The sequence below is a fragment of the Cohnella hashimotonis genome (genome assembly GCF_030014955.1).
Classification (GTDB): domain Bacteria; phylum Bacillota; class Bacilli; order Paenibacillales; family Paenibacillaceae; genus Cohnella; species Cohnella hashimotonis.
In genome coordinates this window covers 8545075-8559074 of sequence record NZ_JAGRPV010000001.1, presented here as the reverse complement: position 1 = coordinate 8559074, position 14000 = coordinate 8545075, and the positions used below count along the sequence as shown (strand labels likewise).

The window sequence follows — 14000 nt, the reverse complement described above, 5'->3', positions numbered from 1 at the left end:
TGCAGTTATTTCAGTCCGCAAAACATCCCAACAGCGCCGCTACTCCAAAAAAAGACCCATGCGACAATTCGCATGGGCCCGCGCTGCATGCGGCCGGAGATCATCTGCTTCGTCTCCCCGCACCGCTATATATACTGAATAGAGGACTGCGTCCCGAGAGGCAACAGCTCGTAAAGGTACACGCCTATTAGCTCCCGCTCGATCGGGGAGATCGGCAGCGTCGAACGGATCGTCAGATATACGATCGCGCTTGCCCGGTCGTAGCGCTCGAACGAGATTCGCCCGCCGGCCAGCATGCGGTCCACGACGTCGATGATGTCGTGCAGGTCCGATCCGCGACTCATTGCGGCTTCCCTGACGTCATCGGGCACCTCCGGTGCGGACGGTACCCGATCCTCCCTCGTCAATCCGTACGGCTTCACCTTAAAGCAGACGAACGGCGCCAGATAAGCCGCCGCAAATTTCAACAGGTTCGCCCGATCCTCCTCCCGCAGCTCCAGCTGATCGTCCCAGGCATAGATCGTCGCTGTCTGCTTGCCGCTGGTATGGATCCTCACGTACCGCAGTTGAGGAAATCGCTCCCGGACGAGCGATTCGGACAACAGTCGCGTACTCATCGTCGGCCGCCCCCTTTTCACTCAAATTTACGCGTTTATGATTTGGTTGCGCTTTCACGGAAAAAGGATCCGTCGCCTCGACTTCCCGCACGGTTCCGATCAACCGGAACGGCAGGTATTCATTACTTTATTCCGTACGCCGCGCGTTGTATGTTCGCAAGCCTAAAGTTGCGGCTAAGAACGGCGGCTGACACGAAAAGGCCGTCGCCCCGTAGGGCGACGACCCTTTTCGGGTGCCGATTATCGATTCAACCGCAGCTCCACCAACCGAGCCGTCCGCTCCCGCGGCAGCGTCACGCGCAGCGAGCCGGCCTCGGCGTCCCAGGCGACGGCGCTGCCCTCGTGCGCGGCCGGGTACGCGATGCGCGCCCGCACCGGGCCTGCGCCGCCAACCGCATCCGCTTTGCCAGCACTGCCGGCATCGCCGGCGCCTCTCTCAGCCTCCGCCGCCAGCCACGGCAGCGGCAGCGCGATCTCGGCGTCCTCGCCGCCGATGCGCCAGACCGCGACATAGGCGCGGCCCTCCGCGCGGATGCCGAAGCAGATCCAGTCGTCCTGCTGCGTCGGCAGGCCGAGCGGCCAGAACGGCAAGCCCGAAGCGATGTCGGCGCGCATCGTTTTGTAGTAGTCGAGCGCCTCCTTGACGAGCGCGCGGCGACGCGGGCTGAGCTCGGCGACATGACCGCTCTGGTGAACGCGCAGCAGCATCGCGTTGACCATGTTGAACACGACTTCCTCGTCGTCGCCCTCGCGGAGCGGATAAGACCAGATGGCCGATTGCTCCGGCGTCAGTGCAGACGGAGAGGCTGCGGCGATGGCCGCGTATTTCACGTAGTCCTCCTGGTCGCTGGTGGACTGAATGCTGTGCCGGCTCAACATGGCGTAGTCCATGCGCATGCCGCCGCTGGAGCAGTTTTCGATGACGAGGTCCGGATACCGCGCGAAAATGCCGTCGAGCCAGGCAAGATACGCCCGGTTGTGCTGCAGCAGGCCGTCGCCGAAGCTGTCCGCGTCCGTCTCGGTGCCGATGCCCGCATTGATGTTGTAGTCCATCTTGATATAGCCGACACCGTAGTCTTCGACGAGACGACGGATGACTTCGTCCGCGTGCGCGACGACGGCCGGATTCCGATAGTCGAGCTGGTAGCGCGAACGGTCCTTGACCCTTTTCCCGTGACGCATGAAAAACCAGCTGTCATCTGCGTCCGCGAGCTTCGGGCTGTTGATGCCCATGACCTCGAGCTCCAGCCAGAGACCCGGGATCATGCCTTTGCCGCGAATGTAGTCGAGCACATACTTGATGCCTTCGGGGAACCGCGCCTTGGACGGCAGCCACTCGCCGACCCCGTCCCACCAGTCGCCGTCCGCGTACCAGCCCGCGTCGATGCAGAAATATTCGCTGCCGATATCGGCGGCGGCGTCAATGAGCGGGAGCAGCTTTTCGGTCGTCGGCTGGCCCCAGAGGCAGTTCATGTAGTCGTTAAAAATGACGCGCAGCAGCCGGTTGTCGTCGTTCTGACGCCGGATCGCGCGCCGGTACCGGGTCAGCTCGCCGATCGCCGCATCGAACCCGCCGCGCGTCGCGCCGACCGCCGCCGGCACAGAGACGAACGACTCGCCCGGCGCGAGCTCGAGCCACCACTGATTGTCGTGCTCGGTCGGCCCGCTCACGAGCAGCGTCAAATAATCGTACTGGTCGATGATCTCCCAATGCCAGGAGCCGTTGTGCTCGATCTGCCAGAACAGCTGCGTATTCGTTTCAAAATTATCCAACACGGCCATCGGGATATGCTCCGCGGCGGCCCAGGACCCCGTATTGCTGCAAGAGATGCGCTTCGAGCTGCGGTCCGTCACATGGGACAGTCCCAGCTCCGGCAGCGAGTATGTGCGCCACTGCAGCTCGCTTTGCCAGCCGGAATGCGGAATGGAGACGGACATCTTGTCGTCGCGGTCCAGCGCGCCTTCTTTGTCGAGTCCCGTCAAGGCAAACGTGGATACGTACTCGACGCCCAGCGGCGCCGCCCCCCCGTTGCGCAGCGCCGTCCAGCAGCGGGCGACCGCGATGCCGTCGTAAAACTGGAAGTGCGACACGGCCTCGAGCCCCGTCTCGGGATCGGCGAGCGTCACTTCGAGCTTGCGGCCCGGTCCGCTGCGCGCGTCGCTATGCGACCGGTACTGCATGCGCAAACCCGGATAAGTCGCACGATGCGTGCGGCCGTGATATTCGGCGCGGTCTTCCCCGGTCAGCTGCAGCTCCAGCAGGCGAAAGCCCGGCGCTTGATCGTCCGATACCGTGCCCGCACGGTACGGCTCGGTCCCGAAATGCATCAGCCGCGCATCTCCCTCAGCCGTGACTTCAATATAGAGATGCAGGCCGTTTTCGGCAATTTCGATCGCTTTGCTCATTGTCGCACACGCTCCTACGATTCAACTTTGGGATGAATAAGGTCCTAAAACGCGCAAAACCCAGTCCCCGGAGGGCTGAGTCTTGCGTGCTTTTCTATTCGAAACCGGCGCATCCGGTTTGCGCAGTGCGCTATGCCGTTGCGTTCATTACTGAGCGGAACCCAGCTGCGTCCAAGCTTGCTGGATCTCGGTTATCGCCTGATCCTTCGTCTTGCTCTTGCCGACATATGCCTGCATGATCTCGCCGAACTTCTGGTGGAACGTGTCGAGCGAGTAGTTGACGGACAGGTCGCCGGACTTCTCGGTCTTGAGAAGCTCGTCCATTGCCTTCGGCATTTGCAGATCCGGCAGCGGCGCGTCCTTGATCGGCGGAATAACCTTTGCGACGTTGGAGAACCAGCTCTTGCCGTAGTCGGACGTATACAGCCAGTTGAAGAAATCGACCGTCTCGCGGGCGACCTTCGAATCCTTGTTGATGCGCAGCGCTTGGTCGGCGCCCGTGATGATGACCGCTTGCTCCGGCTTGTCGCTCACCGGGTAGCCCATGATGCCGATCTGGATGTCCGGCGCGATCTTCTCGATCGCTTCTTCGTCCCACGCGCCCTTGCCGGTCATGATCGCAGCCTTGCCGGCGGCAAAATCGCCGACTTCGGCGTTGCTGTCGCGCTCAAGCGGCTTGTCGGTACCGTGCGCGATCGTCGTGTCGACGAACTTGAAGAAGTTGTCGGCCAGCACCGGGTGATCCTTGAACGTCGTCTTGCCGGCAATAAAGTCGGCGACCAGCGATTTGGCGTCCGTGCCGGCGTCCAGCGCGGCGGCGTCCACGAAGTGTTGGAACACGTGCTTCCACGTCCACCATTCCTTGTAGGCGTTGGCGAACGGCGTGATGCCCTTGGCCTCGAGCTTCGCGATCGCGTCGTCGAGCTGAGCGGTCGTCTTCGGCACTTCGGTGATGCCTGCTTCTTCAAACAGCTTCTTGTTATAAATCAATGTGAAAAGGTTGCCCTTAACCGGCAGACCCAGCACCTTGCCGTCGCTGGACGTCATGTTGCTGCGCACGGCGTCCGTCATAGCCGCGGCCAGCGGCTCGCCCGTCAGGTCCGCGCTATATTCGGCGAACGTGTCGATGTCCCCGCCTGCCGTCGTTTGGAACACGTCCGGCGTGTTGCCGGATGCGATCCGCGATTTCAGCACCGTGTTGTAGTCGGCCTGCATGATCTCGAGGTTGATCGTGACGTTCGGCTTGACCTTCTTGTATTCGGCGATGTAGGCGTTAAATGCGTCCGTGTACTCCGGCGAAGCCGTGAACATATTGATGGTAACCGGCTTGTCCGAGGTGCCCGCCGAGGCGCTCGCCGACGAGCCTGCCGAAGCGCTTGCCGATGCCGCCCCGCTCGATGCCGCGTTATTGTTGTCGTTGTTGCCGCCGCATGCAGCCAGCAGACCGGCCATCATAACTGCGCTTACGGATACGCCCGCAATCTTTTTGAGCATGTATGTTGCCCCCGATTCGTTTGTGATTTTGCGCTACGATGCCTATATTAAAGAACCGCGGCCGGCAACCCAATGCATTTAAGTAGCCTCTTGAGGGTAAAAAAGCGGACTCGTCGGACGGTTCGCTTTTTTACCCTGCTCAGCAGCCTTAGTATCTCCCGACAGCCTTCCTTTTTAATCCTCCACCGTCCCGTCTTACCGCTCCCCGTCGCCACTCCAGATGGCGTTCCCCGGGCAGCCCCTCTATTCTATGTTATAATGATTCCGCTCTTTTCTAAAAATGGAAGTTTCGCAATGGCCCAAGCGTAGCGCTGCAAGCGTTGCTGCGTCCTCGAGAAGCCGGTCCCGATCGCGTCGATAGAGATGAAGCATATAGAGATGAAGCATTGAGATAGAAGGAGGAATCGCCGTGGAGGGCAACCTGCTGATCATTGAAGACGATCCGGAGATCAGCGCTATGGTGGCGGACTATCTGGCCAAGGAGGGCTATACGTCGACCGTCGCGCATGACGGCGAGCTGGCGCTCGAGCGATTCCGCTCCGAGCGCTACGACCTTGTGCTGCTGGATCTGATGCTGCCCAAACTGAACGGGCTGGAGGTGCTGAGGCTGCTCCGGGAGCGCAGCCGCGTGCCTATTCTGATCCTGTCGGCCAAGGACGGCGAGGTGGACAAGGCGCTGGGCCTGCGGTTCGGCGCCGACGATTATATTGCCAAGCCGTTCTCGCTGATGGAGCTGGCGGCGCGCGTCGAGGCTTCGATCCGCAGAGCGACGCAATATTCCCATGCGGAGGCCGAGCCCGATGAGGCGCCCGCGCTGCTGTCCGCCGGCGATCTCGTCATGGATCCGGACAACTTTCAGCTGTCCAAGCGGGGGCAGGAGATCAAGCTGACGGCCAAGGAATTTCAGATCCTGAAGCTGTTCATCCAGCATCCGACGCGGGTCTATACGAAGGCGATGCTCTATCGGCTCGTCTGGGACGAGGAATATTGCCAGGACGACAATGTCATCAACGTCCATATGAGGCGCCTGCGGGAGAAGATCGAGGACGATCCGTCCGCCCCGCGCTATATCCGCACCCTGTGGGGCATCGGCTACCGTCTGGGGGAGCTGTAAATGGCCGCGCTCGGATGGCTCTGCCTGATCCCGGCCGCCGTCCTCCTCGCGCTGTATGTCCGCGAGCGCATGAAGCAACGTTCGGACCGCGCCGCCCTTGCTTATATCAACGCGAAGCTGGGCGAATTCACCGACCCCGCCCAGCCCCTGACCCGGCAGCGCCTGCTCGTCATGACCCGCGATCCGGAGCTGCGGGAGCTGCTGCGCGGCATCAATGCGCTGCTCGACCGCGCGATGCAATCGGCCGCCGGCCACAAACGAACCGAGCGGGCCATGCACCTGATGCTCTCGAACGTATCCCACGATCTGAAGACGCCGCTCACCGTGATCATGGGCTATGCCGAGATGCTGTCCCGGCAAGAAGGCCTCGCCGAGGACGAGCTGCGGAGAATGCTCGGCCAAGTACACAAAAAGACGGCCGAGGTGCATGAACTGATCAATGCTTTCTTCGACCTGTCCCGGCTCGAAGCCGACGATTACGACATCCCGCTCGCCGTCGTGGACGCCTGCGAGGTATGCCGCCGCCGGGTGCTCGATTACTTCGACCTGCTCGCCGAGCAGGACTATCAAGTCGACATTCGCCTGCCCGATGAGCCGGCGTGGGTATACGCGAACGAAGAAGCCCTGTCCCGAATCCTCGACAATCTTCTGTCCAACGCCGTACGGTACGGCGCGGCCGGGCGCTACCTCGGACTGTCGCTCTCGCGCGGCGACGGCTGCGTCCGGATCGAGGTGAAGGACCGCGGACGCGGCATCGCCGGCATCGATCAGGCCCGGGTATTCGAGCGGATGTATACCATGGAGGACTCTCGCAACCGTCACATGCAAGGAAGCGGGCTGGGCCTCGCCATCGCGAAGCGGCTGGCCGAGCGCTTGGGCGGCCGCATCGAGCTGGACAGCGTACCGAACGTCCGCACCTGCTTCTCGTTAACCTTGCCTGCGTCCGAATACAAGCCGCCGCCGCAATCTTAATATCGCTCCAGTTTGGCTCCTATAGATCCCGAGCCGACCGCATCAACAGCTGCAAGCTTCCAATCTTAAGAAATAAGTAAGTATTAAGACCGGAAAATGAGAGAGTCCCCTGTTAATCTAAGTACAGACGGAATACAGACGGGGAGTGAACAATCATGACGGATATTATTCGGACGCGGCTGTTAAGCAAGAGCTATGGCGCGGCGGATACGGTGTCGGGCGTCAATATGAGCGTCAAAAGAGGCGAGATTTACGGATTTCTCGGGCCGAACGGTGCCGGCAAATCGACGGTAATGAAGATGCTGCTCGGGCTGGTCAAGCCGACGGGCGGCGAGATCGAGCTGTTCGGCGAGCGTCTGCGCGACGGTGCGATCGAGCATCTCAAGCGGATCGGCCATATGATCGAGACGCCTGTCTTCTACGAAAAGCTGACCGCCGAGCAGAACCTGGAGCTTCATGCCGAATACATGGGCTACTACAACAAGCGGTCGATTCGGGAGGCGCTGGACCTGGTGCAGCTTCTGGGCGTGGAGGGCAAGCCCGTCAAGCAGTTCTCGCTGGGCATGAAGCAGCGGCTCGGCATCGCGCGGGCGATCTCCACCCGGCCGGAGCTGCTCCTGCTGGACGAGCCGATCAACGGCTTGGATCCCGAAGGCATCCAGGTCATGCGCAATCTGTTCCGCAGGCTGCGGGACGAATGGGGCGTCGCGCTGTTGATCTCCAGCCATCTGCTCGCGGAGATCGAACAGGTCGCCGATACGATCGGCGTCATCCAGGGCGGCCGGCTGATCCGCGAAGTATCCATGGATGCGGTTCGCGAATCGACGGCGGCGTACGTAGAAGTCGTCACGACCGACTCGGTCCATGCAGCCTTCGTCTTGTCCGAACGGCTGGGCATCGCCAACTTCAAGCAGGTGGGCGAACGAACCATCCGGATCTACGATTCAAAGCTTACCCAGGAGCAGCTGTCGAAGGCGCTCATCATGAACGAAGTGCCGATCCATTCGATCAACCGCCGCCACCATACGCTGGAGGATTATTTTTTCGACATGATCAAGGGAGGCGAGGGCCATGCTGCATCTCATCAAGCTGGAGCTTAAGAAAGGACGCTTCTCGGCCTACGTATGGGGAGCATTGCTCGCATACGCGCTCATCGCCGCCTTCATGATGGCGATCTACTTTACCGAAGGCACGGCATCCGAGGAGCCGGCCTTCCGGAACTATGCGGAGATGCTGCGCGGCATCGCTACGATCGTGTGCGCGACCTTCGTCGTCTATGCAGCGGTGCTTCTCGCCAAGCTGGTCGTCAATGAGTTCAAGAACAAGACGATCTCGCTGCTGTTCGCCTATCCCGTGAGCCGCAAGAAAATCATTCTGGCCAAGCTGTCGATGGTATTCTGCTGGACCTTCGCGAATGTCGTCCTGGCGAACGCGGTCGTCGGCGGCCTCCTCATCGCGATCGACGCCCGCCTCGGCCACCTGTCCGATCCGCTGACGGCCCGAATTCTGTACGAGCACGGCATCTTCGTGCTGATGCAAGCGTTCGGCGCAGCCGGCACCTGCCTGCTGCCTCTCGTCCTCGGCCTGCGCAAAAAGTCCGTAGCGACGACAGTCGCCTCCTCCATCCTGATCGTCATGATCGTGTGCTCCAATAACGGGGGCTTCAGTCTGAGCAATGTCGTCGCCGTCCCGGTGGCGCTCGGGCTGCTCGGAATCCTCGGCACCTATATGAGCTTCCGCAACATCGACCGCGTAGACGTAGGCTGATAAGGGGACGAAGCGCAGCCTTCGCACGCAGCAGAAATAAAACAGGCGACCCGCCGGGCATGCGCACGCATGCCGCCTGCAGGTCGCCTTTATTCGTATCGCATACCTCAGACCGGCATGCGTTTAGGCGGGCTGCGCCGGCCGGGCGCGGCTCGATTTACGACTCGTCCGCCCCCTGCGCCCGGTACTCCGACGGCGACAGGCCGACGTAGTTTCGGAATGCTTTGGAAAAGTAGTTTTTGTCTTTGAAGCCGAGCATCTCGGATATCTCCTGAATCTTCAGCTCCGGGCGGTCCAGCAGCGCCTTGGCCCTGTCCATCCGTACCTTCTGCACGTACTCGTGGATGCCGAAGCCGTAGTGCTGTTTGAACAGCTTCATCAGGTACTCCCTGCTCAGGAAGTACCGCTCGGTGAACATCGAGATCTTGATATCCTCGAAGTAATGCTGCTCGATATAACGTTTGATCTCCGCGACGTCGAAGGCGCGTTCGGGCGAGAGCGCGGCGCGTGCCAGTTCGGCATAGCGCTCGCAGATCCGGCAGACGAGCGCCTCGAATTCGTCGATGCCGCCGAAATCGGCGGATAGCCCAAGCGCCTCCAACGCCCCCCTGCTTTGGACGCCGGCAGCTCCCCGGGCTCCGCCGCCCCGCGTGCCCGCCGCTGGCTGCGACCCTTCGCCGCCGGCGGTTCCGCCGCCTTCTCCTTCGCCCTCTTCGTCCCCGGCAGCCGGCAGTCCCAAATCCTGCGCGATCTCGCCCAGCACGAAGAGCAGCTCCGCGAGCAGCCGATCCGCCTGCCTGAAGCTGATGTGCCCCTGCTCGCGCACGCCCGCCATGAAATGCTGTGCGATCGTGCGCGCCTGCGCGGCGCTCCCGGCTTCGATGGCGTTGCGCAGCTGCGGCATGCGAGATGCGATCGAGATCGCGCCCGCTTCCCTGCGCTCCCCCGGCTGCAGCTCGTCCGGTCGGAACAGATCCGCGCCGTCGGCGGCCGCAACCGCCGCGTCGTATGCGTCCGCCAGCCCGCCGACAACCACGCCGGGGCCGCTGAGCCCTGCCGACGTGCGGATGCCGAACAGGTCGGCCAGCCCCTGGGCGATCTTGCGCAAGAAGTGCGCAGCCCGAAACGCGAGGTCCTCTGGATAGCCTCCCGTCATGGCGTGAATAACGATCAGCTCCCGCTCCCGCTTCGGATTCGCCAAGCCGAAGCTGTGGAACCCTTCTTCGGCGAACTCGCCGATCACGTTCGCCGCGGCGAAATGAAGCAATGCGGTCTCGCCCTTAAAGCGACCCGCCGCCACCTCGTCCAGGTTCAACACGCGCAGCACGGACACCCCGAACCGCATCGCGGGATCGTCGGCGCCGATGAGCCTCAGATAGGCTTCGCTGCTGCCGGCCCGGAACGAGCGGGTCAGCAGCGACAGATAAATGTTCTCCTTCAGCTTCGGAAGCGACATATTCAGCGCGATATCTCTGTCGATGTGGCCCTGCTTGCTGCTTCGCCGCGCCTCCAGCACGCCCGCCGCCTTCGCCAGCGCCTGGTTGAGGTCGCCGCGGTTGACCGGCTTCAGCAGGTAGTCGACGACCCGCGAGCGGATCGCCTGGCGCGTATAGTCGAAGTCGTTGTAGCCGCTGATGACGATCGTGAACAGGTCGGGATAATCCTGCTCCACGGCCTGCAGGAACGCCAGCCCGTCCATGACCGGCATCTTCATGTCGACCAGCACCAGGTCCGGCCGCTCCCGCTCCAGCAGCGCCAGCCCTTCCTGGCCGTCCGCGGCCTCCAGCACCTCGCCGATGCCGTGGCGCGGCCAATCGCCCAAGATTCGGATCGCCTCGCGCGTCGGCTCCTCGTCGTCGATGATCAACGCTTTATACAAGCCGTCCGCCTCCTCCCGCCGGGATCTTCATCCGAAGCTCCGTACCGCCGCTTTGGAGCGCTTCGATCTCGAGGCCCGCCTCCCCGCCGAACAGCAGCTTGAGCCGTGCGTCCAGATTGCGCAGGCCGATTCGCTCGCCGCTGTCGCTGCGGTCCCCCCATGCTTCTTCAAAGGAGGCCAGCACCTCCCGCAGCCGGTCCGGCGGAATGCCGGGTCCGTCGTCCCGCACGGCGATGACCGCCCGGTCTTCCTGCATATAGACGGATACCGCGATCGTTACCGGACGCTGCACCTTTTCGACCCCGTGCTTGATCGCGTTCTCCACGAGCGACTGGATCGACAGCTTCGGGATCGAGAGCTGGAGAAGCTCGTCCCCGATGTCGTACGACATGGCGACGCGGCTGCCGAATCTCGCCTTTTGCAGCATCATGTACCTTTCCACGTGCTTCAGCTCCTCATTCAAATAGACGATGTCCTTGCCGCTGATGCAGTAGCGAAGCGTCCCGGCGAGCGCGTCGACCATGTCCGCCACGTCATCGTTGCCGCTTTTGAGCGCCTTCGTCGAGATCGCCTGCAGCGCGTTGTACAGAAAATGCGGATTGATCTCGGCCTCCAGCGCCTTCAGAATCGCGTTCTGCTCCGTGAGCTTCATCTTGTACCGCTCGTTGATCAGCTCGTTCGTCCGCCGCGCCATGAGGTTGAAGTGCTTGGACAAATACGCGATCTCGTCGCGCCCGCGCACCTCGGTCACCGTCTCGAAGTCGCCCGCGCCGAACCGGCTCATCTCCTTGGACAGCCGCTTGAGCGGACGGGTGATCGCGTTCGAGGTTAAGATGACGAGCCCCACCGCCGCGGCGAGGAACCCCAGGCCGATCCAGAGGCTGATGCGCCGCGCCTCCACCGCCGTCCGGTAGATCTCGCTGAACGGGATCGGCTTGACGAGCCGCCAGCCGTCCTGCGCGTCGACGTTTTCGACGACCAAGTAACGTCCGTCCGGTCCCTGCCAGTTGAATCTCTCCTTCGCCTCCTCCGCATGGAGCGAGCGGACGAAGTCTTCGTCGCCTGCTGCCGCCGAATAAAATTCGGGATCGTCGACGTGAAACGGCGTGTCGTCCGCGTCCAGCAAAATGGCGTGCTCTCCCTCGGTCTTGGGTATGTCCGCCATGATCGCGTTTTTGGCCGAATCGTTCACGTAAAAGCTGAGGACGGCGCGCGCCTGCCGGTCCTTGAGCGAACGCAGCACCCGGTGATAAGCCATGTACACGCCCTCCGGCGCCGTGCCGTATCCCGTCTCGCGCGAGAGAACGAGCGACTGCGCGCTGCGGTTGTGCGGATCCGCCATCGCCCGCTTGTACCACGCCTGCTTGGGGATGCCGTCGTCCAGCGCGGCGCGCACTGTCACGTTATATCGCTCGCGAGTGACGTACAGATACTTGCGTTCGTCCACCAGGTACAGGTAGATGCTCTGCAGATCGGACCTCGCGTAGAACAGCGAACGCAAGTAGTCCTCCAGGTACAGCCGAGAGGCGTAGTCCTCGCCCTCGCGCTCGATGGCGCGCATGAGCGGATCGTAGTCGATCTGAGGCAGCGACAGCTGCTCAAGCTCGCTCATGTACTTGGCGTAGTTCTGGTTCACCAGCTTCAGATTGCTCCGGTTGCTCGCGATGCTGTTCGCCACGGATTCCCGCTCGATGATCTTGTACGCGATGAACGTGAGACTCGAGACGATCAGAATGATGATGGAGGTGAACAGCAGGATCAGCTTGTTCACCAGCCTGCGGGAAGGGGCCTCTCGCAGCCGGCGCCCCGTCCGCCGCAGCCATTGCGCGAAGATCTGCATACATGCCTCCAATTCCAGTTCACCTTATTACCCTTAAGTGATTACTTAAATCCATTTAGGACGTATTCGGCGCCGTTTTATAATGCATTATAGCCTAAACCCGTCACACCACAAGAGAAAAGAGGTGCCGCTATGGCCTCGTTTTACCGCAAATGGCGCTCCAAGATGGAATTCGGCCTCTTCACGCTGCCCGTTCTGATCTGCGTGGCCGTCGCCTTTTACATTCCGTTCGTCATGACCGTCCGCTACTCGCTGACCAAGTGGAACGGCATTTCCAAGCATCCGAAGTTCATCGGATTGGACAACTTCAAGCAGATCTTCACCGGCGACGCCAACTTTACGAACGCGGCCTGGTTCACGGTCAAATACGCCGTGCTCTATATCGTGCTCATCAACGTGCTGGCCATCCTGCTGGCGCTCGTCCTCGATGCGAAGCTCAAGTCGAAGACCTGGCTGCGGGCAGCCTTTTTCATCCCGTACATTCTCAGCCTCGTCATCGTCGGCTTCATCTGGAAGTTCATCTTCATGCAAGGCTTCGAGTCGCTCGGCAACAGCACGGGCTGGCATATTTTCAAAATGAGCTGGCTCGGGGAGCCGGGACTCGCCTTCATCTCCGTCCTGTTCGTCTCGATCTGGCAGTCGATCGGCTTTTATTTAGTCATCTACATCGCCGGCTTGCAGTCCGTGCCGGGCGATCTGAAGGAAGCCGCCGTCGTGGACGGCGCCGGACCCGTCCGCCGCTTCTTCAGCGTCACGCTGCCGCTGCTCGCGCCGTCGATCACGATCGCCGTCTTCATGGCGCTGACCAACTCGATCAAGGTGTTCGACGTCATCCTTTCCCTTACCGGGGGCGGACCGGGCGGCACGACGTACAGCGTCGCCTACGACATCTACCGCGATACCTTTACGAACAATCTGTACGGCTACGGCACCGCCAAGGCGCTCATTCTGTTCGTCGCCGTCCTGATCATCACCGTCATCCAGCTCACCATCTTCAAGCGCAGGGAGGTTGAAGCCTAATGTCCTCTACGAACAAAGCCGCACGCTGGGTCGGCGAGGTCGTCATGGTGCTGCTTTCCCTCGTGTTCCTGTACCCGCTCTTCCTGGCGATCTTCAACTCGTTCAAGAGCTTCCAGGAGGTCATGTCCGACGTCATCGCGCTGCCGAAGCACTGGACGTTCGACAACTACACTTACGTGTGGAACTTCATCAACTACCCGCGCTTGTTCCTGAACAACACGATCATCACCGTGCTGGGGCTTGCGGGCATCGTCCTCGTCTCTTCGATCGCCGCCTACAAGCTGGCGCGCACAAAGTCGAGACTGAGCGGCATCGTCTACTTCATCTGCATCATGCCGATGCTTATCCCGTTCCAGTCGATCATGCTCACCGTGCTCAAGACCGCGCGGTTCCTGCATCTGTCCGACAGCACCTGGGGGCTCGGCCTGCTGTACTGGGGCTTCGGCGCTCCGCTGGCCGTCTTCATCTACCACGGGTTCGTCAAAGGCATACCGAAGGAGCTCGACGAGAGCGCGATGATCGACGGGGCTTCCGGCTTCGGGCTGTTCTTCCGGATCATCTTCCCGCTGCTCAAGTCCGTCACGGCGACGATCGTCATCATCGACGTCATGTGGATCTGGAACGACTTCCTGCTCCCGCTCCTCATGGTCAACGGCTCGCCGACGACCAAGACGCTGACGCTCGCGGCCTACACGTTCGTCGGCCAGTACACGTCGGACTGGCAGTACGCGATGACCGCCATGGTGATGGCCGTCCTGCCGTCGATCGTCGTGTTCATGTTCCTGCAAAAGTACATCGTCAAGGGCGTCGTCGCCGGGGCGGTGAAGGGTTAAACGATTTGAAGCCCGTCGGCGGCTGCCGGCGGGCTTTTGCATGCGGTTTTGATTCGTT

At 61.5% G+C, this 14000-nt stretch carries 11 protein-coding genes; 6 read left to right on the top strand and 5 right to left on the bottom strand.

Annotation, left to right across the window (positions count from 1 at the left end; all coding sequences use genetic code 11):
- Nucleotides 1–125: 125 nt before the first annotated feature.
- From KB449_RS34165 to KB449_RS34155, 3 genes are all read right to left on the bottom strand, one after another.
- A complete protein-coding gene (locus KB449_RS34165; RefSeq protein ID WP_282912625.1) occupies nucleotides 126–617 on the bottom strand; it encodes a hypothetical protein in 492 nt (163 codons plus the stop codon).
- A gap of 240 nt (nucleotides 618–857) precedes the next feature.
- Nucleotides 858–3023: a glycoside hydrolase family 36 protein gene (locus KB449_RS34160; RefSeq protein WP_282912624.1), complete on the bottom strand. Its 2166-nt coding sequence runs from the start codon at nucleotides 3021–3023 to the stop codon at nucleotides 858–860.
- A 147-nt stretch (nucleotides 3024–3170) separates the two neighbouring features.
- Nucleotides 3171–4517, bottom strand: coding sequence for an extracellular solute-binding protein (locus KB449_RS34155; protein WP_282912623.1), 1347 nt, complete (start codon nucleotides 4515–4517; stop codon nucleotides 3171–3173).
- Nucleotides 4518–4926: 409 nt separating this feature from the next.
- On the opposite strand from KB449_RS34155, the gene KB449_RS34150 reads away from it, so the two are divergent.
- The 4 genes from KB449_RS34150 to KB449_RS34135 all read left to right on the top strand — a co-directional run bounded on the left by KB449_RS34150 (nucleotide 4927) and on the right by KB449_RS34135 (nucleotide 8370).
- Nucleotides 4927–5631, top strand: a complete 705-nt coding sequence (locus KB449_RS34150) for a response regulator transcription factor (protein WP_282912622.1) — start codon at nucleotides 4927–4929, stop codon at nucleotides 5629–5631.
- Nucleotides 5632–6603, top strand: a complete 972-nt coding sequence (locus KB449_RS34145) for a sensor histidine kinase (RefSeq protein WP_282912621.1) — start codon at nucleotides 5632–5634, stop codon at nucleotides 6601–6603. It begins immediately after the preceding gene.
- A 155-nt stretch (nucleotides 6604–6758) separates the two neighbouring features.
- On the top strand, nucleotides 6759–7703 hold the full coding sequence (locus KB449_RS34140) for an ABC transporter ATP-binding protein (protein WP_282912620.1): 945 nt from the start codon (nucleotides 6759–6761) through the stop codon (nucleotides 7701–7703).
- Entirely contained in the window at nucleotides 7675–8370 is a 696-nt protein-coding gene (locus KB449_RS34135; RefSeq protein ID WP_282912619.1) for an ABC transporter permease, read from the top strand. Before KB449_RS34140 ends, KB449_RS34135 begins: the two co-directional genes overlap by 29 nt.
- A gap of 157 nt (nucleotides 8371–8527) precedes the next feature.
- Here the strand turns inward: KB449_RS34135 and KB449_RS34130 are convergent, their stop codons facing one another.
- Together KB449_RS34130 and KB449_RS34125 are read right to left on the bottom strand one after the other, a co-directional pair.
- On the bottom strand, nucleotides 8528–10249 hold the full coding sequence (locus tag KB449_RS34130; protein WP_282912618.1) for a response regulator: 1722 nt from the start codon (nucleotides 10247–10249) through the stop codon (nucleotides 8528–8530).
- Nucleotides 10242–12089, bottom strand: coding sequence for a sensor histidine kinase (locus tag KB449_RS34125; RefSeq protein ID WP_282912617.1), 1848 nt, complete (start codon nucleotides 12087–12089; stop codon nucleotides 10242–10244). Before KB449_RS34125 ends, KB449_RS34130 begins: the two co-directional genes overlap by 8 nt.
- 132 nt (nucleotides 12090–12221) lie before the next feature.
- Here KB449_RS34125 and KB449_RS34120 point away from each other — a divergent pair, with 132 nt between their 5' ends.
- Together KB449_RS34120 and KB449_RS34115 are read left to right on the top strand one after the other, a co-directional pair.
- On the top strand, nucleotides 12222–13109 hold the full coding sequence (locus tag KB449_RS34120; protein WP_282912616.1) for a carbohydrate ABC transporter permease: 888 nt from the start codon (nucleotides 12222–12224) through the stop codon (nucleotides 13107–13109).
- Entirely contained in the window at nucleotides 13109–13942 is an 834-nt protein-coding gene (locus KB449_RS34115) for a carbohydrate ABC transporter permease (protein WP_282912615.1), read from the top strand. The genes KB449_RS34120 and KB449_RS34115 overlap by 1 nt, the downstream gene beginning before the upstream one ends.
- The last annotated feature ends 58 nt before the right edge of the window (nucleotides 13943–14000 follow it).

Excerpts from the sequence above, each read along its gene's own strand:
- KB449_RS34165 (WP_282912625.1), bottom strand. The coding sequence starts at position 617 with ATGAGTACGCGACTGTTGTCCGAATCGCTCGTCCGGGAGCGATTTCCT.
- KB449_RS34160 (WP_282912624.1), bottom strand. The coding sequence starts at position 3,023 with ATGAGCAAAGCGATCGAAATTGCCGAAAACGGCCTGCATCTCTATATT.
- KB449_RS34155 (WP_282912623.1), bottom strand. The coding sequence starts at position 4,517 with ATGCTCAAAAAGATTGCGGGCGTATCCGTAAGCGCAGTTATGATGGCC.
- KB449_RS34145 (WP_282912621.1), top strand. The coding sequence starts at position 5,632 with ATGGCCGCGCTCGGATGGCTCTGCCTGATCCCGGCCGCCGTCCTCCTC.
- KB449_RS34140 (WP_282912620.1), top strand. The coding sequence starts at position 6,759 with ATGACGGATATTATTCGGACGCGGCTGTTAAGCAAGAGCTATGGCGCG.
- KB449_RS34135 (WP_282912619.1), top strand. The coding sequence starts at position 7,675 with ATGCTGCATCTCATCAAGCTGGAGCTTAAGAAAGGACGCTTCTCGGCC.
- KB449_RS34125 (WP_282912617.1), bottom strand. The coding sequence starts at position 12,089 with ATGCAGATCTTCGCGCAATGGCTGCGGCGGACGGGGCGCCGGCTGCGA.
- KB449_RS34120 (WP_282912616.1), top strand. The coding sequence starts at position 12,222 with ATGGCCTCGTTTTACCGCAAATGGCGCTCCAAGATGGAATTCGGCCTC.
- KB449_RS34115 (WP_282912615.1), top strand. The coding sequence starts at position 13,109 with ATGTCCTCTACGAACAAAGCCGCACGCTGGGTCGGCGAGGTCGTCATG.